The sequence below is a fragment of the Streptomyces sp. NPDC090442 genome (assembly GCF_044769405.1).
In the GTDB taxonomy this organism is placed as follows: Bacteria; Actinomycetota; Actinomycetes; order Streptomycetales; family Streptomycetaceae; genus Streptomyces.
Genome location: NZ_JBIVXW010000047.1, coordinates 1 through 21531, shown reverse-complemented (window position 1 = coordinate 21531; position 21531 = coordinate 1). Strand labels below are relative to the sequence as shown.

Below are 21531 nucleotides of genomic sequence, written 5' to 3'. Positions count from 1 at the left end.
CAACTCCGGGGAAAACCAAGGAACTTCGAGGGAAGGTGTGCCACGGATGGCGCATGTGGACCGGCAGACCTGGGACGTGGTCGTGGTGGGCGCGGGCGGCGCAGGGCTGCGCGCCGCCATCGAGGCCCGCGAGGCCGGGATGCGGACGGCGGTGATCTGTAAGTCCCTGTTCGGCAAGGCCCATACGGTGATGGCCGAGGGCGGCATCGCGGCCAGCATGGGAAACGCCAACGAGCACGACAACTGGCAGGTGCACTTCCGGGACACCATGCGCGGGGGGAAGTTCCTCAACCACTGGCGGATGGCCGAGCTGCACGCCCGTGAAGCCCCGGACCGGGTCTGGGAGTTGGAGACCTGGGGCGCGCTCTTCGACCGCACCGCGGACGGCCGGATCTCCCAACGCAACTTCGGCGGCCACGAGTACCCGCGGCTGGCGCACGTCGGCGACCGGACCGGACTGGAGCTGATCCGCACCCTCCAGCAGAAGATCGTCTCGCTCCAGCAGGAGGACGAGCGGGTCTCCGGCTCCTACGAGGAGGGGCTGAAGGTCTTCCAGGAGTGCACCGTGACCCGGGTGCTCAAGACGGACGGCGCGGTCTCCGGCGTCTTCTGCTACGACCGGGAGTCCGGCCGCTTCTTCGTGCTGGAGGCGCCGGCCGTGGTACTGGCCACCGGCGGCATCGGCAAGTCGTTCAAGGTGACCTCCAACTCCTGGGAGTACACCGGGGACGGCCATGCGCTGGCGCTGCTGGCCGGGGCGCCGCTGATCAACATGGAGTTCGTCCAGTTCCACCCGACGGGGATGGTCTGGCCGCCGTCGGTGAAGGGCATCCTCGTCACCGAGTCGGTGCGCGGGGACGGCGGGGTGTTGCGCAACAGCGACGGCAAGCGGTTCATGTTCGACTACGTCCCGGACGTCTTCAAGGAGAAGTACGCCGAGACCGAGGCCGAGGGCGACCGCTGGTACGACGACCCCGACCGCAACCGCCGGCCCCCCGAGCTGCTGCCCCGCGACGAGGTGGCCCGGGCCATCAACGCCGAGGTCAAGGCGGGCCGCGGCTCCCCGCACGGCGGGGTGTTCCTGGACGTCTCGACGCGGATGCCGGCCGAGGTGATCAAGCGCCGACTGCCGTCCATGCACCACCAGTTCAAGGAGCTGGCGGACGTGGACATCACCGCCGAGCCGATGGAGGTCGGCCCGACCTGCCACTACGTGATGGGCGGGGTGGAGGTGGACCCGGACTCCGCGGCGGCGACCGGGGTGCCCGGGCTGTTCGCCGCCGGCGAGGTGGCCGGCGGCATGCACGGCTCCAACCGGCTGGGCGGCAACTCCCTCTCCGACCTGCTGGTCTTCGGCCGCCGCGCCGGGCTGCACGCGGCCGAGTACGTCTCGGCGCTGCACCGCCGACCGCCCACCGAGGAGCGCGGGATCGACGCGGCCGAGGCGGAGGCGCTGCGCCCGTTCAGCGCCGAGGACGGTGGCGACCGGCCGGAGAACCCCTACGCGCTGCACCAGGAGCTCCAGCAGTCGATGAACGACCTGGTGGGCATCATCCGCCGGGAGGGCGAGATGGCCGAGGCGCTGGAGCGGCTGGCGAAGCTGCGGGCGCGGGCGCGGCGGGCCGGGGTGGAGGGCCACCGGCAGTACAACCCGGGCTGGCACCTGTCGTTGGACCTGCGGAACATGCTGCTGGTCAGCGAGTGCGTGGCGCGGGCCGCCCTGGAGCGCACGGAGAGCCGCGGCGGCCACACCCGCGACGACCACCCGGAGATGGACCGGCACTGGCGCAACGTCAACCTGGTCTGCGAACTCGCCGATGCGCGGCCCGAGTCGGACGGCCCGGACCCGGCGCTGGGGCAGATCCGGCTCTCCCGCCGGGAGACCCCGCCGATCCGGCGCGACCTCCTCGAACTCTTCGACAAGGACGAGCTGGTGAAGTATCTGACGGACGAGGAGCTGAGCCGGTGAGCGAGCGGCAGACACAGGCGCGGACCGGCGCCTACCAGGCGCACTTCCGGGTGTGGCGGGGCGACGCGGACGGCGGCGAACTCCGCGATTTCACGGTGGAGGTGAACGAGGGCGAGGTGGTGCTGGACATCATCCACCGCCTCCAGGCGACCCAGGCCCCCGACCTCGCGGTCCGCTGGAACTGCAAGGCGGGCAAGTGCGGTTCGTGCAGCGCGGAGATCAACGGCCGGCCGCGGCTGATGTGCATGACCCGGATGTCGGTCTTCGCGCGCACCGAGACCCTGACCATCACGCCGATGCGGACCTTCCCGGTCCTGCGCGACCTGGTCACCGACGTCTCCTTCAACTACACCAAGGCGCGCGAGATTCCCTCGTTCGTGCCGCCGACGGATCTGGGTCCCGGCGAGTACCGGATGCGGCAGGAGGACGTGAACCGGTCGCAGGAGTTCCGCAAGTGCATCGAGTGCTTCCTGTGCCAGAACACCTGCCATGTCGTCCGGGACCACGAGGAGAACAAGCCGGCGTTCGCCGGTCCGCGGTTCCTGATGCGGGTCGCCGAGCTGGACATGCACCCGTTGGACGCCGCGCCGGCCCTCGGGGTGGACCGCAAGCGCACCGCGCAGGACGAGCACGGGCTGGGCTACTGCAACATCACCAAGTGCTGCACGGAGGTCTGCCCCGAGCACATCAAGATCACCGACAATGCGCTGATCCCGTTGAAGGAGCGCGCCGCGGACCGCAAGTACGACCCCCTGGTATGGCTCGGGAACAAGATCAGGCGCCGGACGGAATGACCCAGCTCGCGCCCAAGTGGTCGCCCACGCCGCCTTCTTGACGCGGCATCAGGTGGCCGAAAACGTCCTTACCGCGGATTCGAACGCCCGCGGTATAAGGACGGAATGAATCTTCCGAGAATGAGCCGACGGCGCGTGCTGGCCGGGTTGAGCACCGCCCCGCTGGCCGCTGCCGCCGGCCTCCCCGAGTCGGACCGCCCGGCGGGCCCGGCGGACGCCCCAGGCGACCGCCGCACCACGCTGCTGCGCGGCGCGGACCTCGTCCTCACCATGGACCCCCGGGTGGGCGACGGCCCGCTGGGCCAGTTGGAGAACGGCGTCGACGTGCTCCTCCGGGACGGCACCGTCGCCGCCGTCGGACGCGGCCTGACCGCGCCGGCCGGCGCCCGCGTCCTGGACGCCCGCGGCCGGATCGTGCTGCCGGGCTTCGTCGACGTCCACAACCACCTGTGGCAGTCCAGCATCCGCGGCGGCTGCGCGAGCGAGGACGTCACCGGCTGGCTGCGCGACTGCGAGCGCACCGCGCTGCCCAGGATCGACCCGCGGGACATGTACCGCTTCGTCCACCTGGCCGCGCTCGACGTCCTCCGGACCGGCGTCACCACGGTCGTCGACTGGGTGCACCCCCTCCCCTACGACACCAGCGCGGAGTACGTCCGGGCGCTGGACGACTCCGGGCTGCGCTTCGTCTACGCCGCGACCCAGGGCGCCGCCGACGCCGCCCTCATCCCCCGGGTGAAGAAGGACTTCCTGGACCCCCTGCCGCTGGCCTCCGTCCAGGTGGCCGCGCACGCGGGAACGCCGTGGCTGAAGGAGCTGCGGACGCTCCACGAAATCGCCCGGAACCTGGGCGTGATGTTCAACTCCCACGTCCTGGAGAGCCGCCGCGACCGCAGGGACGACCCGATCCGCTCGCTGCGCGAGATCGGCGCCTTCGGACCGGACCTGCTGATGAACCACGCGATCCACCTCACCGACGCGGAGATCGCGCTGACCGGCGAGCACGACGTGCGGATCGCGCACTGCCCGCTGAGCAACATGCGGCTGGCGTCCGGCATCTGCCCGCTGCCGGCGTTCCACCGGCACGCGGTGAAGGCCGGGCTCGGCCACGACGGCGGGACCAACGACACCTCGGACATGTTCAACCTGATGAAGGCGGCGGTCGGCGTCCAGCGGGCCCGGCACGAGGACGCCGCGATCCACCCGACCATCCCGGCGGTGCTGCGGATGGCGACGCTGGGCGGCGCGGAGGCCATCGGGATGGCGGACCGGGTCGGCTCGCTGACGCCGGGCAAGCGCGCCGACGTCGTCGTCCTGGACCCCGGCACCCTCAACTTCGCCCCGCGCACCGACTGGACCAGCCAGATCGTCCTCAACGGCCAGCCGCCGAACGTCAGCGAGGTCTTCGTCGACGGCCACCTGCGCAAGTCGCGGGGCACGTTGCCGCACGTGGACGTCGAACGCGTCGTCCACGAGGCGGAGTTGGCCGCCCGGCACGTCCGGGAGGCGTGAGACGGCCCGTACGGGAGATCCCCTACGGGGCCGATGGCCCCCCTTTCACCCAGGGTAGGCGCGCGGCCGTCCCCGCCGCCGTCCCTGTGGACGCCGCCACCCTCGTGGGCGCCGCGCCCGTCCGTGGGCGACGCCCCCGCGCCCGGCGCCTCAGAACAGGCTCAGCAGGGCCTCCGCCGGGTCCACCGGTGTGGTCTCGCCGTCCGGGAGGGCGAGTTCGAACCAGACGGTCTTGCCGCGCGGGGTGCGGCGACTGCCCCAGCGCTCGCTCAGCAGGCCGACGAGTTGGAGGCCGCGACCGCCCTCGTCGGTGTCCCGGGCCCGCCGGCGCCGCGGCTGGGCGAGGTCGGCGTCCCAGACCTCGCAGACCAGGGTCCGGTCCAGCAGCAGCCGCAGTCGGATCTCGCCGTGGCCGTGCCGCAGGGCGTTCGTCACCAGCTCGCTGACCAGCAGCTCGGTGGTGTCCACCAGGGCCGACAGCCCCCAGTCGGTGAGCTGGTCGCGGGCCAGCTCCCGGGCCCGGGCCACCGAGCGCGGCTCCGGCGCCAGGCTCCAGTCGCCCACCGCGTCCTTGGGCAGCCCGTGCACCCGGGCCATCAACAGCGCGATGTCGTCCTCGCCGTGCGAGGTGTCCAGGGCGCCCAGGACGTGGTCGCAGACGTCCTCCAGCGGCCGGTCGGCGTCCGAGAGGGCGCGCCGGAACGCCTGGAGCCCCTCGTCCAGCGGGTGGTGCCGGGACTCCACCAGGCCGTCGGTGTAGAGCGCGAGCAGCGCGCCGTCCGGCACCTCGACCTCGATCTCCTCGAACGGTTCCCCGCCGACGCCCAACGGCATCCCCGGCGGGACGTCGAGCAGCATCGCCTCCTCGCCCTCCTCGACCAGCACCGGCGGCAGATGGCCGGCGTTGGCGAAGGTGCACCTGCGGGTGATCGGGTCGTAGACGGCGTAGACGCAGGTGGCGAGATAGACCTCGGAGAGGTCGGCGTCCCGGGCCGGGCGGTCCTGGCCGGGCGCGGCCCCCGGACGGCCGCGCCCGGACCGCGCGCCCGCGCCCCGGTTCCCGCTGCCGCCCAGCCCCTGCGCGATCTCGTCCAGCGCGCCCAGCACCTCGGCCGGTTCCAGGTCGAGCAGGGCCAACGTCCGTACCGCGGTGCGCAGTTCGCCCATCGCGACCGCGGCCCGCAGGCCCCGGCCCATCACGTCGCCGACCACCAACGCGGTGCGGTGACCCGGGAGTTCGATGACGTCGAACCAGTCGCCGCCGACCTCGGTGGCGGTGGTGCCGGGCAGATAGCGGCAGGCGATGTCGAGTCCGGCGGCCTCCGGGTCCCCGGGCGGCAGCAGGCTGCGCTGCAGTATCAGGGCGCGCTCGTGCTCCCGGCGGTAGAGCCGGGCGTTGTCGATGCAGACCGCGGCGCGCGCGGCCAGTTCGACCGCCAGCGCGGTGTCCCGCTCGCCGAACGGCTCGCTGCCCTTGGTGCGGGAGAAGCGCACCAGGCCGACGACGGTGTCCCGGGCGACCATCGGTACCGCGAGGGTGGAGTGCACCACCGCGCCCAGCTCCGGCCCGCCGTCGCCCTCCCGGCCGGGGATGACCTGCGCCTGGGCGGTGCGCAGGGCGGCCGCGCACGGGGAGTTGAAGGGGTAGCGGTGCACGGCGCCGACCGCGACGGCCGCCTCGTCGGGCACCCCGCCGGGCAGCGGTGCGTCGGAGACCGCGCTGGCGAAGGCGACCCGGCGCAACTCCGCGCTGCCGTCGCTCATCCCGGGCGGCGCCTCGTCGCCGGAGAGCAGCCCTTGGTAGAGGTCGACCGACGCCAGGTCGCAGAACTGCGGTACGGCGACGTCGAGGAGGGTGCGGGCGGTGGTCTCCAGGTCGAGGGAGTTGCCTATCCGGGCGCCGGCCTCGTTGAGCAGTGCGAGGTTGCGGCGGGCGTTGGCGGCCTCGCGTTCGGCGCGGCGGCGGCCGGTGACGTCGGAGGCGAGCGCGGCGACGCCGATGGGGCGACCGCTGGCGCCGTGGAGCCGGTAGAGCGAGACCGACCAGCGGCGGCGGTCCTCCTCGCCCGGGACGACGCCGACCAGTTGCATCTCGCTGACCGGTTCGCCGGTCTCCAGAACGCGGCGCAGCGCGACGGTCATCCGGTCGGCCTCGGGGCGGGGCAGGAAGTCGTGCGGGGTGCCGCCGCGGTACTTGCTGGCCGGTCCGCCGAAGACGCTGGCGAAGCGCTGGTTGACCCGCAGCAGCCGCAGATCGGTGCCGAACAGGGTGAAGCCCATGGGAGATTGACCGAAAACGGCCTGCGCGGCGGCGAGGTCGGTTTCGATGCCGCGCAGCGCCCGGACGTCGACGACCAGACAGACCGCGCCGCGTGCGCCGTCCTCGTTCTCGGCGGGCATCACATAGATCTCGGCGAGCCCCTCCGGCGCGCCCTCCGTCTCCCGGCGGTAGGGCACCAGCCCGGTCCACTCCCGGCCGTCGAGGATCTCGGAGACCTTGCGGCGCCCGGTCTCGCGGAACTCGCTGGGGACGAACGCCTCGACGGGGTCCTTGCCGAGGGCGTAGCGCGCCGGGATGCCCAGCATCTGCTCGGCGCGCTCGCTCCACTGGTCGATGCACCCGTCGGGGCCCAGCGAGAACGAGGCGACCTTGATGTAGTCGTAGATGGAGCCGGGTCGGCTGCTCTGCCACACGGGCGGACCCTGCGGCTCGCGGGCATGGTGACGGCGTTTGGGGTCCCTCGGACCGTACGCGCCGCCCAGGCCCTCGCTGCGCGCGGGTACCACCCCGCCAGATGACATCTCGCTCACGAGCCCCGTCCCCTCCAGCTCATCGTGCCCGGACCGGACCTGCCGAGTATTCCAGTACGTCGGCTATCCGGAACACGGTCTTCACGATCACAGCACAGTCTCGATCGCAGGCCATCTACAAAATGTCGATGAAATGGCAACGATCAGGACCCCTCATGACTCCTAACCAGCCACCGCCAGCTCGAACCACACGGTTTTCCCACTCTTCCCCTGGCGGGTGCCCCAGCGACGCGCGCTGTGCGCGACGAGTTGGAGGCCGCGGCCGCCCTCGTCATCGGGGGTGGCGGTGCGGGTCCGGGGCGGGTCGGGCAGCGGGTCGGAGACCTCGACCAGCAGCGCGCCGGCGCCGAGCAGCACCATCCGCACGCCGATGGGGCCGCTGGCGTACCGCAGGGAGTTGGTGACGAGTTCGCTGACCAGGAGGACCGCGACGTCGGCGGCGCCGTCCAACCCCCAGTCGTCCAGCACCTGACGGACCATGGTGCGGGCGGTGCGCACCGCGCCGGGGTCGGCCGGGAGGCTCCATTCCGCGCTCGGCGCACCGCAGTTCCGGCTGCGCCCGCGGACATCGGTCGGGCCGGACTCCGGGACCTCTGCCGCTGCGCTGTCGCTCACGCCGATCACTTCCCAGGCCGAGGGGTCCCCCGTCGTACCCGGCCCACGCCGAATAGGGCCAATCAGGACATACCCGGTATCGAGCGGCAAGTACCGCCTTCAACCGTGCACTGTGGCACAAATGGCGCATCTCGCGGCGGGCCGTCACGGCGGTGGCGCACGCCCCGAGCGGGCGGACACCGGCGGCCGATCCGGGGCGGTGCGCGACCCACCGCCCGCCGGGGGCTCGCGTCCGGCGCCGAACCTCCGCGCTACAACCGCGCGCCCGGGATCCCCATCGCGGGTCGCGCGCCGAGCCGACGCATCACCTCGGCGACCGCCGGGCGGTCCTGGTCGAGCCAGTCGACCTCGCGCTCCTCGCCGGGCCGCAACCAGCGCAGCTCGTCGTGGTCCTGGAGCGGCTCGGGTCGGCCGGAGACCAGCCGGGCGGTCCACACCTGGAGCACGTAGCCGGGCCGCAGCACCCACTCGCCGGGGATCCGTTCCACGGGGGCAGCGTCGACGCCCAACTCCTCGCGCAGCTCGCGCACCAGCGCCTGCTCCGGCGTCTCGCCGTCCTCCACCTTGCCGCCGGGAAGCTCCCAGCGGCCGGCCAACGCGGGCGGCGCACTCCGTCGGGCGGCCAGCAACCGCCCCCGCTCGCACACCGCACCGCCCACCACTACGCGCACCGTCGTCATGCGCGGCAGCCTACGTCTCCCGCCGGCCTCCCGCTTCCCGCTCCACGCGCCGCACGACGTCCCCTACGAGGCGCCCCGACCGACCCGCTCGACCGCGTAGAGCCGTCGATTGCCGCGGGTGTCGAGGCGCTCGGCGACCCGCTCCGCCTCCGCTCGGGTGGCGTAGCGGCCGACGCGATAGCGGTTACCGCCTTCGTCCTGGCGGATGACGAGCCAGGGCAACGCGGTCTCGTTCTCGGTCATTGCGCCCCTCCGTCCGCCGCGCAGCGCGCCGCGGCGCGCCCCTCCTGTGCTGATGCCGAAATCGCAATCCGCATATGCCCGACCCTACGCCCGACCTTTACACACCGGATATGGATTTACACAAAGAGAGACCGAACCGGCCACCCACGGGCGCTCTGGGGGTCCAGATGCGACCGCGAGTGGCCGGAAACCCGAGAAATTCGGGTCAGTTGTGTCCGTGTTACAAGGACCGGAGCGGGCCGGGTGCGGCCGCTCAGGCCCCGGCCGGGGTCTTGCCGCCGGCCGCCTCGTCGGCCTCCTGTGCCGCGGCGATCTCGGCCTCGACCTTGATCAGCGTCGGGTTGCGCCAGGCACTGCGCACGCCCCAGAAGTAGAAGGCCAGCGCGATCGCGGCGACCACGGCGAGGTCGACGCCCTGGGGCAGGTAGCCCTTGCCGCCGAACTCCTTGCCGCCCAGGTAGGAGACGGCCGCCATGACCAGCAGGTAGATCACCATCCAGGCGCCCGCCTTCAGGTGCGGCAGCAGCTCCGGCAGCGGCTTGCGGCCCTGCTTCCACGGCCGGACGATCTCGTACCAGGCCCAGACCGGCAGACCGACGGCCATGATGAAGATGACCTTGCCGGTGAGCGGCCACTTGCCCCAGTACAGGACCAGCGAACCGAAGATCATCGCGATCGGCGCGATGACCGGCATCGCGCGCAGCTTCACCGGCCGCTTCATGTGCGGCGACAGCCGCCGCAGACCCATCACGGCGACCGGGCCGGTGATGTACGAGATGACGGTGGCGACCGAGACGACCTCGGCGAGCGAGCCCCAGCCGCGGAACACCGCGAGGAAGAGGAACGCGACGAAGAGGTTGAGCAGCAGCGCCGGGCGCGGGATACCGGTCTTGGCGTCCACCTTGCCGAAGATGCCCGGCAGGTGACCGTTCTCCTGGACGCCCTGGATCATGCGCGAGGTGGTGGCGGCGTAGATCATGCCGGTGCCGGACGGCGAGACGAAGGCGTCCGCGTACAGCAGCAGCGCCAGCCAGTTCAGGCCCCAGGCCAGACCCAGCTCGGCGAGCGGGGAGTGGTAGTTGAGCCCGCCCCAGCCCTTGCCCAGGTCCGCCGCGGGGACCGCGAAGAGGAAGGCGACCTGGAGCGCGAGGTAGATGACCAGCGCGATGACGATCGAGAAGGCGACCGCCTTGGGCAGCGAACGGGCCGGGTTGCGGGCCTCGCCGGCGAGGTTCAGCGGCGACTGGAAACCGTTGTAGGCCCAGACGATGCCGGAGAGCGCCACACAGCTGAAGATCGAGCTCCAGCCGTTGGGGGCGAAGCCGCCGGCGCGGTCGATGTTGCCGGTGTCGAAGTGCGCGAGGATCAGGGCGCCCGCGGTGAGGATCGGCACGACGACCTTGAAGACCGTGATCGCGGTGTTGGTCTTGGCGAACAGCGAGACCGCGAACCAGTTCATGAAGAAGTAGAAGATCAGCAGGACGCTGGCCACCGCGACGCCGGAGCCGGTCAGCTCCTTGCCGTCGAAGAGCGCCTTGGCCCAGCCGAACTCCCAGCTGCTCATGTACTGGACGGAGGCGGTGGCCTCACCCGGGATCACCGAGACGATGGCGATCCAGTTGGCCCAGGCCGCCAGGTACCCGGCGAGCGAGCCGTGCGAGTACTGGCCGTAGCGGACCATGCCGCCCGCCTTGGGGAACATCGAGCCGAGCTCGGTGTAGGTCAGCGCGATGGTCAGGGCGACGACCGCGCCGATGACCCAGGCGAGGATCGCGGCCGGGCCGGCGATGGCCGCGGCGCGCTCGGCCCCGAACAGCCAGCCGGAACCGATGATCGATCCGAGACCAGTGGCGGTCAGGGCAATGGTCCCTAGGGACCGACGGTAGTTCGAGTGCGAACCCTGCTCCGCACTCGTTGTCTTCGTCGTGCTCACGTGCTGGTCTCCTGGTCTTCCCCCGTGCCGTGCACAAACTTCGCCATCGTATGAGCGAAACCGAAGATCCGGTTCCCACACCGATGAAAAAATCCCGCCGAGTTGAGGGTCTGTGAGGTTTCCAACACCGCTCTTCCGACGACAAACCCTGAAGAAATGCGCCAAAACGGACAGGTAAGTCGGCCAGAATTCGCGGCCTGTCGGCCCTGAGGATGGCACGGGTTCCCCATACAGGGCGTCGACTTGGCGAACACGGGGAGTTTTTCGGGCACCTATCGGGGCCCGCGAGCCCTCCGGGATGTCCCACGGCGCCCGGAAGTCGCCGTTACTTCACCGGCAGGTGGTATGCGATCCGATGGCGAGCGGCGAGCGTGATGACGTCCGCCGTCTCGACCGGTCGGCGGCCGGCGAAGTACGTCCGCGAGATGACCAACACCGCGTGGCCGGGCACCCCGCCCAGCGCCATCGCCTCCTCGGCCAGGCCCGGCCGCGCCCCGACCTCCTCCACGACGTTGTCCACCACCACGTCGATGGCCGCCATCCGTTCGACCACCCCGCGCCCGGCCAACGGCCCCTCCTCGGGCAGCATCACGGGCGTCCGCCCGGTGATTTCCAGCGGCTCCCAGGAGGTGGAGAGCATCGACGGCTCCCCCTCCGCGCGAAAGACGTAGCGGGTCCGCATCACCCTGGCGCCCACCGGGATCCGCAGCCGGGCGGCCACCACCGAACTGGCCGGTTCCTGCTCGCTGTTGGACTCCCAGGTGCCCCGCACCCGCTCGTCCGTCTGCTCCTGCCGGAACGGCGTGCAGCCCCGGCTGTGGAAGCCACCGCGGGCGATCCGGCGCGGCACCGGCTGCTCCCGTACGTACGTCCCCGAGCCGGAGCGGCCCTCCACCAAGCCCTCGGCCATCAGGACCTTGCGCGCCTCCAGCGCGACGGTGTCCGAGACGCCGTACTCCTCGCGGATGCGGGCCTGAGAGGGGAGGCGGGTGTGCGGGGCCAGCACCCCGTCGACGATTTTCTGGCGTAGGTCACCGGCGACGCGGAGGTATGCGGGCTGCTCACCGAAAGGCACGTGCCCCTCCCAACAGCTTGACGGTCAGCAACAGCGTGGCAACCGCGCGTTGCCGTCCGCAACCTCCCCGCAAGCCTTCACCGAAAGTGATGCGCGCAGCTCACCCACGCCCCACGCCCCACTCGAACGCCCACCCCACCCCACCCTTCACCACTGTCCGTGTCCAACCGTGTCAGCATCGTGACCGAGCACGAAAGGGGTCGCGATGCCGATCGAGAACGCCGCCGTCAGCTCCCTCCACCCGATGCCCGACGACTGGCAGCGGGCGCTGGCCGTCGTGGCCCACCCCGACGACCTCGAATACGGCGCCGCTGCGGCCATCGCCGAATGGACCGACGCCGGGCGGGAGATCGGCTACCTCCTGGTCACCCGGGGCGAGGCGGGCATCGACGGCCTCGCCCCGCCGGCGTGCGCCACGCTCCGCGAGGCCGAACAGCGCGCCGCGGCGGCCCATGTCGGCGTCCGCCGCGTGGAGTTCCTCGACGGCCACCGGGACGGCGTCATCGAGGCCGGCACCGCGCTCCGCCGCGATCTCGCCGCCGCGGTCCGCCGACACCGCCCGGAGCTGCTGCTCACGCTCAACCACCGCGACACCTGGTTCGGCACCCACTGGAACACCCCCGACCACCGGGTGGTGGGCCGTGCCGTCCTGGACGCCGCCGCCGACGCCGGCAACCGCTGGATCTTCCCCGAACTCGCCGACACCGACGGCCTCGACCCCTGGCCCGGCGTCCGCTGGACCGCGGTGGCCGGCTCCCCCCGCCCCACCCACGCCGTCGAAGTGGGCCCCGGCGTCCCCCGCGCCATCGCCTCCCTGGCCGCCCACGCCACCTACCTCGCCGCCCTCGTCGCCCCCGACCAGGACCCGCACGCCTACGCCAGCGACTTCCTCGACCGCTCGCTGCGCACCGCGGCCGCCCGTCACCGGGGGCGGCCGGCGGTCCTGTTCGAGGTCTTTCCGCATTAGCGGCGGGCCGCCCCGCGCAGCAGAAGCGGAGCGGCCGCCCGGGGCACCCGGATCAGGCGCCGCAGGGCTGGAGGGGCGCCAAGTCCTGGCGCAGGATGGCGCCTTCGATCCCGGCCGGACGCGGGCCGGGGGTGATGCTCAACTCGTCGGAGCGGGTGGTGCTGCGCTCGCGGACATCTTCCCCGCCAAGCTCAAGGTCTTCCCGATCTGGCAGTACGGCGCACGGGACCTGAAGGACTTCGGCTACCCGACCGGATACCTGCACGGCCTGCGGGCCCATGACACCGCCGAGGGCCTCGGATTCGGCACCGGCACGGTCATCCACTGCGCCGTCGACTACGACGCGACCACCGAGCAGATAGCCAGCAACATCGTCCCCTATTTCAACGGGGTCGTCGCCGCGCTGAACAGCCGGGGCAAGAAGTACCTGCACGGCGTCCACGGATCGCGCAACGTGTGTGCGCAGGTGTCGAAACACACCTACGCACGCTGGTCGTTCGTCTCCGGAATGTCCTGGGGTTTCTCCGGCAACCTCGGGTTCCCCCACCCCGACAACTGGTCGCTCAACCAGATCCAGGAATCCTCCTTCAACGGCCCCAACGGGGGTTCCTTCCCGCTGGACAAGGACATCTGGCGCCCCGGCACCGACCCGGGCGTCGCCGCGGTCGACAAGTCCGCCAATCCGGCGGGCACTTTCGTCGCCTACGTGTCGAAGCTCTACGAGCTCGCCACGGCGTACGGCAAGGGCGACCCGAACCGACTGGTGATGCAGTTCTGCCGGTCCAAGAAGTACAACGACAAGCTGTGGCAGACCCTGCTCAACCCCGCCGATGCCGGCATCATCGCGTACGCGAAGGGCAAGGGCATGGAGGTGCTGGAGGAGTTCAACGACCCGTCCACCGGGTACACGCTCGACCCGCAGCACATCATGGCGGCCGCGGAGGGCCAAGCCAAGGCCGGCGGACCGGAATTCGCGTACTACGGCGAATTCATGCGATGGGCCGGAGGCCTCTACATGCTGTATGCGGAATGGCGCCGGGACTCCGACAGCTACTCCTCGGGCTACAAGTACTGCCAGGACAAGATGGCGCGCCCGGGCGTCCGTTCCTCCTTCGGCTACGCCGTCCTGATCGAGGACACCGACGGCTATCTCCTCGGCCAGGACTGCAAGGCCAAGAAGAAGAACATCGCGCAGGCCGTCCAGGCGCACTACGGCGACGGCGGGCGGTTCCTCAAGCGGTTCTCCCACTTCTTCAACGACCGGTTCGGCGGGACCGCCGGAAAGGCCAAGGCCGCCGCCCACTCGATACTGACGAGCAGCGACGGCCTCGTCACCACGATGCGGACGGGCATCATCGAGCACCAGGTCAAGGGGTGCCGGCGCCCTCCATGCTGCCGAAGGACAAACTCGACGAATACCGCCAGGGCTTCGCCGTCGCGCTGGTGTGCCTGTACTGGGCGTTCCGGATCCTGTCCCGTCTCGTTGAGCATGCGGGTCAGCCGCTGGGTCGAGGGGGCCTTCTGCGGCCCGCTCGGCGCTGTCTCAAGTTACGCCTGGGGCCTGTTCGAGGGTTCTCCGTTCGACATCGAGGAGACCTGCCGACTGGCTCACGGCCGGCAATGGGATCCGGATGCCGCCGGGCCCGGCGGCCTGTTCCCGCTCTCAAACAAATGCAACGCCACCTACGAGCTCGTCCCCGCTTACGTAAATCCCCTGATTTACCTGGGAATTGGCACCGCGGTGGTCTGCCTCGGCATGGCCGTACACCAAGCACGCACACGACGGGAAAACCGACCGGAACAGGAAGTGGAACGAGCGATACGAAGGTCTTCTCCCGGCGCCGCGCGCTGAAGGGCGGGCTCGGCGTCGCCGGCGGCGACCTGCTCCTGGCCACCGGCGCCACGGCCCTGGCCACCCCGGCACTGGCCGCCGAAGTCGCCCCTGGCGAGAAGAAGCAGACCTGGCGCGGGGACACCAGCGCCAACGGCTGGCGCATCACCGACGCCGGCATCGCCCACCACGTCGTGGAGGGCAGCGACCTCACCGTGGAACTGCGCGGCGACGTCGCCACCGTTCTGCTGTCCGCGCTGCGCCGCCTCCACTACGAGGTGGACCACCGCCTGACCGGGAAGGACGTCACCGGACACACCGTCGACCGCGCGGTGGCCGCCGGCTTCGAGAGCAACACCCTCTCCGGCACCGCCTTCACGGTCCGCCCGGACGCCTACCCGTTGGGGGCCCGGGACTGCTTCTTCCAAGGAGGACGTCGCCGTCATCCGGGACATCCTGGCCGACTGCGAGGGCACCGTGCGCTGGGGCGGCGACGAGCCGCAGCCCAAGCAGTCGCACTTCCAGATCGACGTCACCCCGGGCGACACGAAGCTGGCCCGGGTCGCTGCCAAGATCCGCTCCTGGGGCACCGAACCGGGCAGCGGCGCGGGCACCGTCGACGCCTTCGCCCCGGGCCGCCGCCCCACCGCCAACGCCCTGGCCCGCCGCCAGGCCCCATAACGGCCCCCTCCCCGCCCAGACAACCCAGCAACAACCAGGCCAACGGGGACGATCCCACCACCTGGGACCCCCCCGTCGGCTTGGCACGCTCACGGGCTCGCTATATGGGGATGCTGCGGCGGGCGTCGGGCGTTGAACCGGAACATCGACGACTCGGCTGCGGCCTGCGGTGATCGTCCAATTCGGGGTGCGATCCAGCATGCGGCACCACCCCGGGGCCGACAGCCTCGACCTTCAGCCCCCTCCGTTGCACCGCCTCGAAGTGGACCGATTGGGGACGCGCCACCAACAGCGAGCATGATCAGCGTCAGGCCACAGAATCACTCAGCAAATGGCCAAAGACAGCCGGGTCACCGAGATAGCCGGTCTTGGGCACATGCTGTCCCAGCTCACGTCGTTCGTAGACGCTGACCCGACGGCCCCGCTCAACGCTGTCATAGCGGCACACAAAATGTTCGTCCAGGACATGCTGCTTGGTGCGGTCACGTACGGTGTCGGCGTGGCGGGGTCCCGGATCGGTGACGAGCACTATGCGTCGGACGCCCAACATCGTCCGCTCTATGTCACGCGGTCCGGCCTCTATCCCCTTCAACGTGCCGGACTCAACTGCCCCCTGGACCAAGGCTAGATCCCGCAGTCTCGCGAACGAGCGGGGCGAGACAAGGGCGGTGTCGCGGCGTGCGGCGGGAATGAAGAGCACACCGTCAGCGGCGCTGCGGACGTGGTCGACGGTGGCCGCCGCAGTGAGTACGTCATCGACGCGGCTCTCCATGGTGCGCAGCCGGAGTTCGATGGGAAGCAACGCCACGAAGGCCAAGACGAGGGCGGAGGGAAGCAGTATTCGGGCGTGCGTCCGAAGACGTGCGGCGGCGGTGGTCAGGAGGACGCCTAGGCAGAGCGCGAGACCCACGTAGGCGAACAGGACGTAGCGGGTGATGTAGAGCGGTTGGACGAGGGATACCAACGCCAGGCCGATCTGCGGCACTGCACAGAGCGGCAGCGCGACGGCCGCAAGGTGCAAGCGCCTGTATGGTGCTTCTTCATCCGTACTCTCCGACCCGCGCGCCCGAGGAAGAAGGGCACAGAGGGCCGCGATCGTCACGGTGATCAGCACGCCGAGCACGGTTGACCAGCCGAGCGGCTTGATCCAGGAGACCAACGAGACTTGGCTACGGCTGGTGAGGATCACCGGCAGGGTTCCGACGACAGCCCCGGAAGCCGCGAGCATCCACCCGACGCATCGAGCTCGGCCAGGGCGGATGTACGCGAGGGTGACGCCATGCGCGACAAGCGCGAACAGTGAGAACCAGTTGAGCCACGCGGCAACCAGCACGGCCACCGTGTACCAGACCCACCGCCGAGCGGCCGGCCGTTCAACGGCGGCTACGAGAAGCCAGGTTGCGAGCACCACGAAGGCGAGGACGAGGGCGTACGACCGCCCCTCCTGGGCGTGTTCCTGAACTGCCGGAACGAGCGCCAGGGCGAACCCCGCTCCCATCCCGACCCAGCGTCCCGAGAGCCGAGCACCGACCAGGGCGGTCAGCCCACACGCGGTGGCGGTGGCGAGTACCGAAGGTAGCCGGAGAGTGAGCAGACTGTCGTCGAAGAGGGCGAACACTCCGTGCATCACCGTGTAGTACAGGCCGTGGACGACGTCGACCTGACCGACCATGTGGCCTATCTCGGCCAGTGGTCGATGCGCTACCTGCCAAGTCGCCGCTTCGTCCCGCCACATGCTGTGCTCGCGTGTGATGCCCCACAAGCCGAGTGCGAGCGCGAGGACTGCGGGGCCGACGCAGACGGATACGCGACCGTGCCGCACTGCTCCTCCAATTAACTACTGCTGGTATCAGGGAGTCCGCCCGACGAAACTCCTGGGCGGCAGCGTTCAGTCCTCCGCGGCCACACCAGACGAGGAGGTGACGCCTCCAACGCGAAGAAGCGGAAATCTAGTTGGGCCGCTGCGGTGCTGGTTGGCGTCGGTGCGGAGCACGAGTGTCTGGCCTCACCGTGGCGGAGTTCCTGGTGAACCGGGAGATTCGACCTGACGCGCTGGCGCGGGACCTGGTGGCAACCACTCGTGTCTCGCCTGGATGCGGTTGCCGCCCGTTGGTGGTCCCGCGACAGCGGTGCGTCATTCCCCGTAAGGGCGCCACTCGCGCGACTGCCGGACCGCGGCTCGCGCTCCCCACCACCAGGTGAAGAGGGCGAGGACGGCAAGAGCGCCTGCCGTGGTGACAAGGACGCCGTTCGACAACTCGATGCCGTCGGCCGGGGTTTCTTGTGGAGCGGCCAGCCAACTCGCCGCGATCACACTGGAGACGATCGAGGCCACCAACGGGACGAGGAGCGCCCAGGCCGCGGTGGAGTAGTAGATCTTCCGCTGCCCGGTGAGCACGCTCAGCGGTGCGACCTTACGGCTGAACCGCAGGAACTCCGCCAGGTTGGCCAGTGCGACTGCCAGAGCGACGATGAGCACTCCCGGCACTCCGAAGAACACCACCCATTTACCGTGCGCGACCGCTTCCCTGGCTCCGACCAGCCACTCCGCTCCCGGGGGATCAGCGATCGCCGCGGCAACGGGGAGTTCGTCCCGTAGCAGCTGCCTGATCTTCTCCTGAGGGAGATCCTGGCCGTCGGCAGAGACGAGGACCAGCCTCTCGGGGGCGGTGGAAGAGTCGTCCGGAAGCGGCGGGGCCTGTTGCACCTCAACGCGGTCGATGACCGGGCTGACCCATCGCAAAGTCTCGGTCAGACGCTGATCGGCACTACGCGACGTGATGATCGCGGGCTTGGAGGAGCAAGGGAGTTGCAAGGTCCGGAGGGCTTGGCACGGGCCTTGGATACGAGCCGGCGCCGAGGCGCCGGGGTTCTTCGGCCGATACACCGCGAACATTTCCGCTCCGGCCGGAAGACGTCCGAGTACGTCCTTCAGACGCTTGCGTGGTACGTCCCCCGTGACGTTCACCAGCAACACACTGTGGCCGACGCGGTCAGCGGTGGCTTGGGCCGCCTTCGCGTTCTCCCCGAACTGGGCGTTCTTCAGCTGTACTTGGCTGACCAGAACCAGGGCAATGCTGACTCCGGCGACCAGGCGCGCTACCACACCGGGGTGCGCCGCAGTGTGGCGGCCGGAGATCAGAGCACCGGCGTCGCCCGTGCGGCGCGACCACCGGGCCAGCGAAGGCCCGAGAGCTGCGGCCCCCACCGCGACCGCGCACGGCAGCGTCGCCATGACCGCCACGACGCCGGCGTTGTAGAGCTTCATCCGCAGGTCGGCGTAGTGCGAAGGATCGAGTTGCGCCGGCCCCCAGACAGTGGCGAAGAGCAGGATCGGGCAGGCAAGGGCCGCCCAGTGCAACGCGCGGGTCTTGCCTGCCGCAAGCCTCGTCGAGCGGGACCTGCGACGCGTTGCGGGGCGGTGCGCCAGGCATACCAGGAGCAGCACCCCGATGGCGGCCGCAAGACCAGCAGCAGCAACGGCCCACCACCACTGGCGCAGGTCCGAGGAAGACAGCCAGTAGTTGATCCAGGGCAGTCGTACATCCCCGGCGGCCAACACGGCCACTGCCGGAAGTGTCCCTAGGACAGCGCCAGACACCACGGGGACGGCGGCTTCACCGAGGTTGAGCAAAGCGCGATGGCGCCAACCTCCGCCGAGCGCGCTCACCAGAGCCGTGCGCTTGTCCCGCCCGGCAGACCCCATGCGCACCGCGACGATGACGAGTACGGCGGCAGGCAGCAGGAGCAGGTAGAGGGCGGTCAGGAACTTGCCGCGATCGGCGATGAACCGCACATCACCGGTCGGCATGCCTCCCGGGCCGAAGCCGACGATGGGAAAGGCCCGTTGCTTGTCGAGTTGCCGGTCGGTGGGATTGACGTAGGCGTATCGCTCGCCGGGGCTCGCCAAACCCTCGTTGCGAATGACCCCGACGACCTTGCCGTACCTGTCCGGTGTGCCTTCTGCCTGGAGCAGGCGCTTGAGTTCGGGTGACAGCAGCGCCTGGCCCGGCGCGGGCCAATGCTCGACACCGGGAGGCAACGGCGCGTGCCCGGAAAACGGGCGCGCATAGACCAGGCTGAACTGCCTGCCTCCGATCTCGTCGAAGGTCGGCTTCGCCAGGGCCGCAACCGACCGGTCCGGATGGGCGTCGTGGAACTGGACGCTGCGGGCGTTCGTCCGCTGTTCAATTCCGCCGTATGCGGCGTAGGTTGCCGCCACCGACGTCAGTCCGAGTGCCACCACGACCGTGGCGAGCAGGAGTGCCACCGCACGCACACGCCCGCCGCCGACCCGCTTCCCGGCCGCTCGTCCCATGCGCAGCAATTGCCAGGAAAGGGAGTTGTGCTTCACGAACACTCTCCCGCCGTCCGCGGCACGAGTGTGGCACCGGTGAGTTCCAGGCAACGGTCGGCGCGCTCCGCCACTTCGACATCGTGGGTGACCACCACCAGCGCACATCCCCAACGGCGCGGAACGTCGAACAGCAGCTCAGAGACGGCATCCCTGGTGGCACGGTCGAGTGCGCCGGTCGGTTCGTCCGCCAGCAGAATCTTGGGCTGATTGATCAGCGCGCGGGCCACCGCAGTCCGCTGTCGTTCCCCACCGGAAAGCTGCCCGGTCGGAACACCGTCGTAGGGAACACCCAGGTCGCGGAGGAGACCTTCCGCACGCTCGTAGGCGTCTGCGGTCGGCGCTCCACCCAACAAAGCTGCCAGGGCGACGTTTTCCACGGGGGTCAACTCCGGCAGCAGCTCGCCGAATTGGAAGACGACGCCCATGTGACGGCTGCGATGACGCTCCAGGGCACGCTGCCGCATCCGAACGACATCGTGTCCGGCCACTTCAACTCGCCCTTGAGAGGGTCGAATCAACCCCAGGATGCAACCGAGCAGTGTGCTCTTGCCGCTACCGCTGGGACCGACCACTGCAGCCGATTCTCCCGTTCCGACCCGCAGGTCCAATCCGGCCAACAACACACGATCAGCTACCGCATAGTCGAGCCCGCTGATATCGAGTACGCACTCGCCGGCCCGTTCACCATTGCCTTGCCCCACTGGTTCCTCTCTCACATCCACTCACAACACCGACAGGGTGGGAGGCACACACCGCCGTTCCCACCCTGCCCATACGCCTTCTCTCGCCGCGCGGCCCGCCGGCCAGGCCGCGCACGGTGAGGATCAGCCGCGGATTTCCCAGCGACTGCACTGGTCGTCGTTGTCCGGCACCCAGTTGCAGGTCCGCAGGTCGGTCACCCGGCCACCAACACCGCTGTAGCTGATGTTGTTTGGGCTACCGCTCTTGTTCCAGTGCGTGTAGTAGCTGCCCGGATCCGTGGTGCGGTAGTAGTCCGCGTGAGCCTTCGTAGGGAACTTGTGGATCATCACCGCGACCTGGGTGTCATTCTTCTGGGTCCACGACCCCGCCTTGGAACCAGGCGAGTAGCTCTCAAACGCGGCAACAGCAGGTGACGCCCCCACCAGCGCAGAGCCTGCAACCACGAGCCCGACGATTGTCTTCTTCATCATCTTGTGTTCTTCCCCCTGGGTAGATTCCTCGATGGCACCGCGCGACCTTCGCGGTGCCATATGCCACCGCGCGTGAACCGCTAGCCGCGGACTTCCCACCGGCTGCACTGATCGTCGTTGTCCGGCACCCAGTTGCAGGTCCGCAGGTCCGTCACTCGGCCACCGACACCGCTGTAGCTGATGTTGTTGACGACGCCCGACTTGTTCCAGTGCGTGTAGTAGCTGCCCGAGTCCGTGGTGCGGTAGTAGTCCGCGTGGGCCTGCGTGCCCCTGTTGTGGATCATCACCGCGACCTGGGTGTCGTTCTTCTGGGTCCACGACCCCGCCTTGGAGGACGGCGAGTAGCTCTCGTACGCGGCAAAGGCCGGCGACGCCCCCATCAACGCCGCACCAGCCACGGCCAACCCAACGATCGTCTTCTTCATCACTGGCGGATCCTCCCCTCGTGTGGGCATGAGCCCGGTGTCATGCCCCTTGATCGCGCCACAAGGTACGAATCACGATCCTTCGCATGCAAGGCATAAAAAGAACACATGCCCGAAATAAACTGCCTGGTACATCACCAAAAGCACCAACCGTTCTGAAACGCGGGCCAGTTGACCGCGTTGCACCAGAAGACAGAACAGTGATTGTTGTCTGATTTTAGACGTTTTCCCTGGTCGAGACGCCGCCCACCGGTCACGGCCGCTTCGATCGCGTACAGACACCTCAGGGACACCGCTCCCGGGTGCCTGTCGTGACTGTGGCGACCGTACCCAGTCGGGGGGGGGGGGGGGGGGCCCCACCCCCCCCCCCCCGGGGGCCGGGGGGGGGGGGGGGCCCCCGGGGGGGGGCCGGGGGGGCCCCCCCCCCCCCCGCCCCCGGGACCAGGGCCACCCCCGCCCCACGGCG

Annotated in this window: 17 protein-coding genes; 6 read left to right on the top strand and 11 right to left on the bottom strand. The window is 70.0% G+C overall.

Annotated elements, in window-relative coordinates:
• Positions 1-46: 46 nt before the first annotated feature.
• The 3 genes from ACIQU6_RS28880 (at position 47) to ACIQU6_RS28870 (ending at position 4275) form a co-directional block, all read left to right on the top strand.
• Entirely contained in the window at positions 47-1969 is a 1923-nt protein-coding gene (locus ACIQU6_RS28880) for a fumarate reductase/succinate dehydrogenase flavoprotein subunit (protein ID WP_403484619.1), read from the top strand.
• A complete protein-coding gene (locus ACIQU6_RS28875) occupies positions 1966-2763 on the top strand; it encodes a succinate dehydrogenase/fumarate reductase iron-sulfur subunit (protein ID WP_403484618.1) in 798 nt (265 codons plus the stop codon). The genes ACIQU6_RS28880 and ACIQU6_RS28875 overlap by 4 nt, the downstream gene beginning before the upstream one ends.
• A gap of 120 nt (positions 2764-2883) precedes the next feature.
• Positions 2884-4275, top strand: coding sequence for an amidohydrolase family protein (locus ACIQU6_RS28870; RefSeq protein WP_403484617.1), 1392 nt, complete (start codon positions 2884-2886; stop codon positions 4273-4275).
• Between the two features lie 150 nt (positions 4276-4425).
• Here the strand turns inward: ACIQU6_RS28870 and ACIQU6_RS28865 are convergent, their stop codons facing one another.
• The 6 genes from ACIQU6_RS28865 to ACIQU6_RS28840 form a co-directional block, all read right to left on the bottom strand.
• Entirely contained in the window at positions 4426-6969 is a 2544-nt protein-coding gene (locus ACIQU6_RS28865; protein ID WP_403484616.1) for a SpoIIE family protein phosphatase, read from the bottom strand.
• 279 nt (positions 6970-7248) lie between these two features.
• Positions 7249-7710 carry an ATP-binding protein gene (locus tag ACIQU6_RS28860; protein ID WP_403484615.1) on the bottom strand — a complete coding sequence of 154 codons (462 nt, stop codon included), beginning with the start codon at positions 7708-7710 and terminating at the stop codon, positions 7249-7251.
• 242 nt (positions 7711-7952) lie between these two features.
• Positions 7953-8381 carry a (deoxy)nucleoside triphosphate pyrophosphohydrolase gene (locus ACIQU6_RS28855; protein ID WP_403484614.1) on the bottom strand — a complete coding sequence of 143 codons (429 nt, stop codon included), beginning with the start codon at positions 8379-8381 and terminating at the stop codon, positions 7953-7955.
• Between the two features lie 63 nt (positions 8382-8444).
• A complete protein-coding gene (locus tag ACIQU6_RS28850) occupies positions 8445-8624 on the bottom strand; it encodes an SPOR domain-containing protein (RefSeq protein ID WP_274913533.1) in 180 nt (59 codons plus the stop codon).
• Between the two features lie 253 nt (positions 8625-8877).
• Positions 8878-10557 carry an APC family permease gene (locus ACIQU6_RS28845; RefSeq protein ID WP_403484613.1) on the bottom strand — a complete coding sequence of 560 codons (1680 nt, stop codon included), beginning with the start codon at positions 10555-10557 and terminating at the stop codon, positions 8878-8880.
• A gap of 325 nt (positions 10558-10882) precedes the next feature.
• Positions 10883-11632 (bottom strand): GntR family transcriptional regulator, encoded by a 750-nt coding sequence (locus ACIQU6_RS28840; protein WP_403484612.1) that lies wholly within the window; start codon positions 11630-11632, stop codon positions 10883-10885.
• Between the two features lie 205 nt (positions 11633-11837).
• Between ACIQU6_RS28840 and ACIQU6_RS28835 the strand changes: the two genes are divergently transcribed.
• The 3 genes from ACIQU6_RS28835 to ACIQU6_RS28825 all read left to right on the top strand — a co-directional run bounded on the left by ACIQU6_RS28835 (position 11838) and on the right by ACIQU6_RS28825 (position 15111).
• Positions 11838-12599 carry a PIG-L deacetylase family protein gene (locus ACIQU6_RS28835; protein ID WP_403484611.1) on the top strand — a complete coding sequence of 254 codons (762 nt, stop codon included), beginning with the start codon at positions 11838-11840 and terminating at the stop codon, positions 12597-12599.
• Entirely contained in the window at positions 12595-14451 is a 1857-nt protein-coding gene (locus tag ACIQU6_RS28830) for a glycoside hydrolase domain-containing protein (RefSeq protein ID WP_403484660.1), read from the top strand. Before ACIQU6_RS28835 ends, ACIQU6_RS28830 begins: the two co-directional genes overlap by 5 nt.
• A gap of 456 nt (positions 14452-14907) precedes the next feature.
• On the top strand, positions 14908-15111 hold the full coding sequence (locus tag ACIQU6_RS28825) for a hypothetical protein (RefSeq protein WP_403484610.1): 204 nt from the start codon (positions 14908-14910) through the stop codon (positions 15109-15111).
• Positions 15112-15418: 307 nt separating this feature from the next.
• Here ACIQU6_RS28825 and ACIQU6_RS28820 read toward each other — a convergent pair whose 3' ends face one another.
• The 5 genes from ACIQU6_RS28820 to ACIQU6_RS28800 all read right to left on the bottom strand — a co-directional run bounded on the left by ACIQU6_RS28820 (position 15419) and on the right by ACIQU6_RS28800 (position 21065).
• On the bottom strand, positions 15419-16783 hold the full coding sequence (locus ACIQU6_RS28820; protein ID WP_403484609.1) for a glycosyltransferase family 39 protein: 1365 nt from the start codon (positions 16781-16783) through the stop codon (positions 15419-15421).
• Positions 16784-17245: 462 nt separating this feature from the next.
• On the bottom strand, positions 17246-19465 hold the full coding sequence (locus tag ACIQU6_RS28815; protein WP_403484608.1) for an ABC transporter permease: 2220 nt from the start codon (positions 19463-19465) through the stop codon (positions 17246-17248).
• Positions 19462-20169, bottom strand: a complete 708-nt coding sequence (locus ACIQU6_RS28810; protein ID WP_403484607.1) for an ABC transporter ATP-binding protein — start codon at positions 20167-20169, stop codon at positions 19462-19464. The genes ACIQU6_RS28815 and ACIQU6_RS28810 overlap by 4 nt, the downstream gene beginning before the upstream one ends.
• Positions 20170-20292: 123 nt before the next feature.
• Positions 20293-20640, bottom strand: coding sequence for a hypothetical protein (locus tag ACIQU6_RS28805; protein WP_403484606.1), 348 nt, complete (start codon positions 20638-20640; stop codon positions 20293-20295).
• A gap of 80 nt (positions 20641-20720) precedes the next feature.
• Positions 20721-21065, bottom strand: coding sequence for a hypothetical protein (locus ACIQU6_RS28800; protein ID WP_403484605.1), 345 nt, complete (start codon positions 21063-21065; stop codon positions 20721-20723).
• Positions 21066-21531 lie beyond the last annotated feature (466 nt).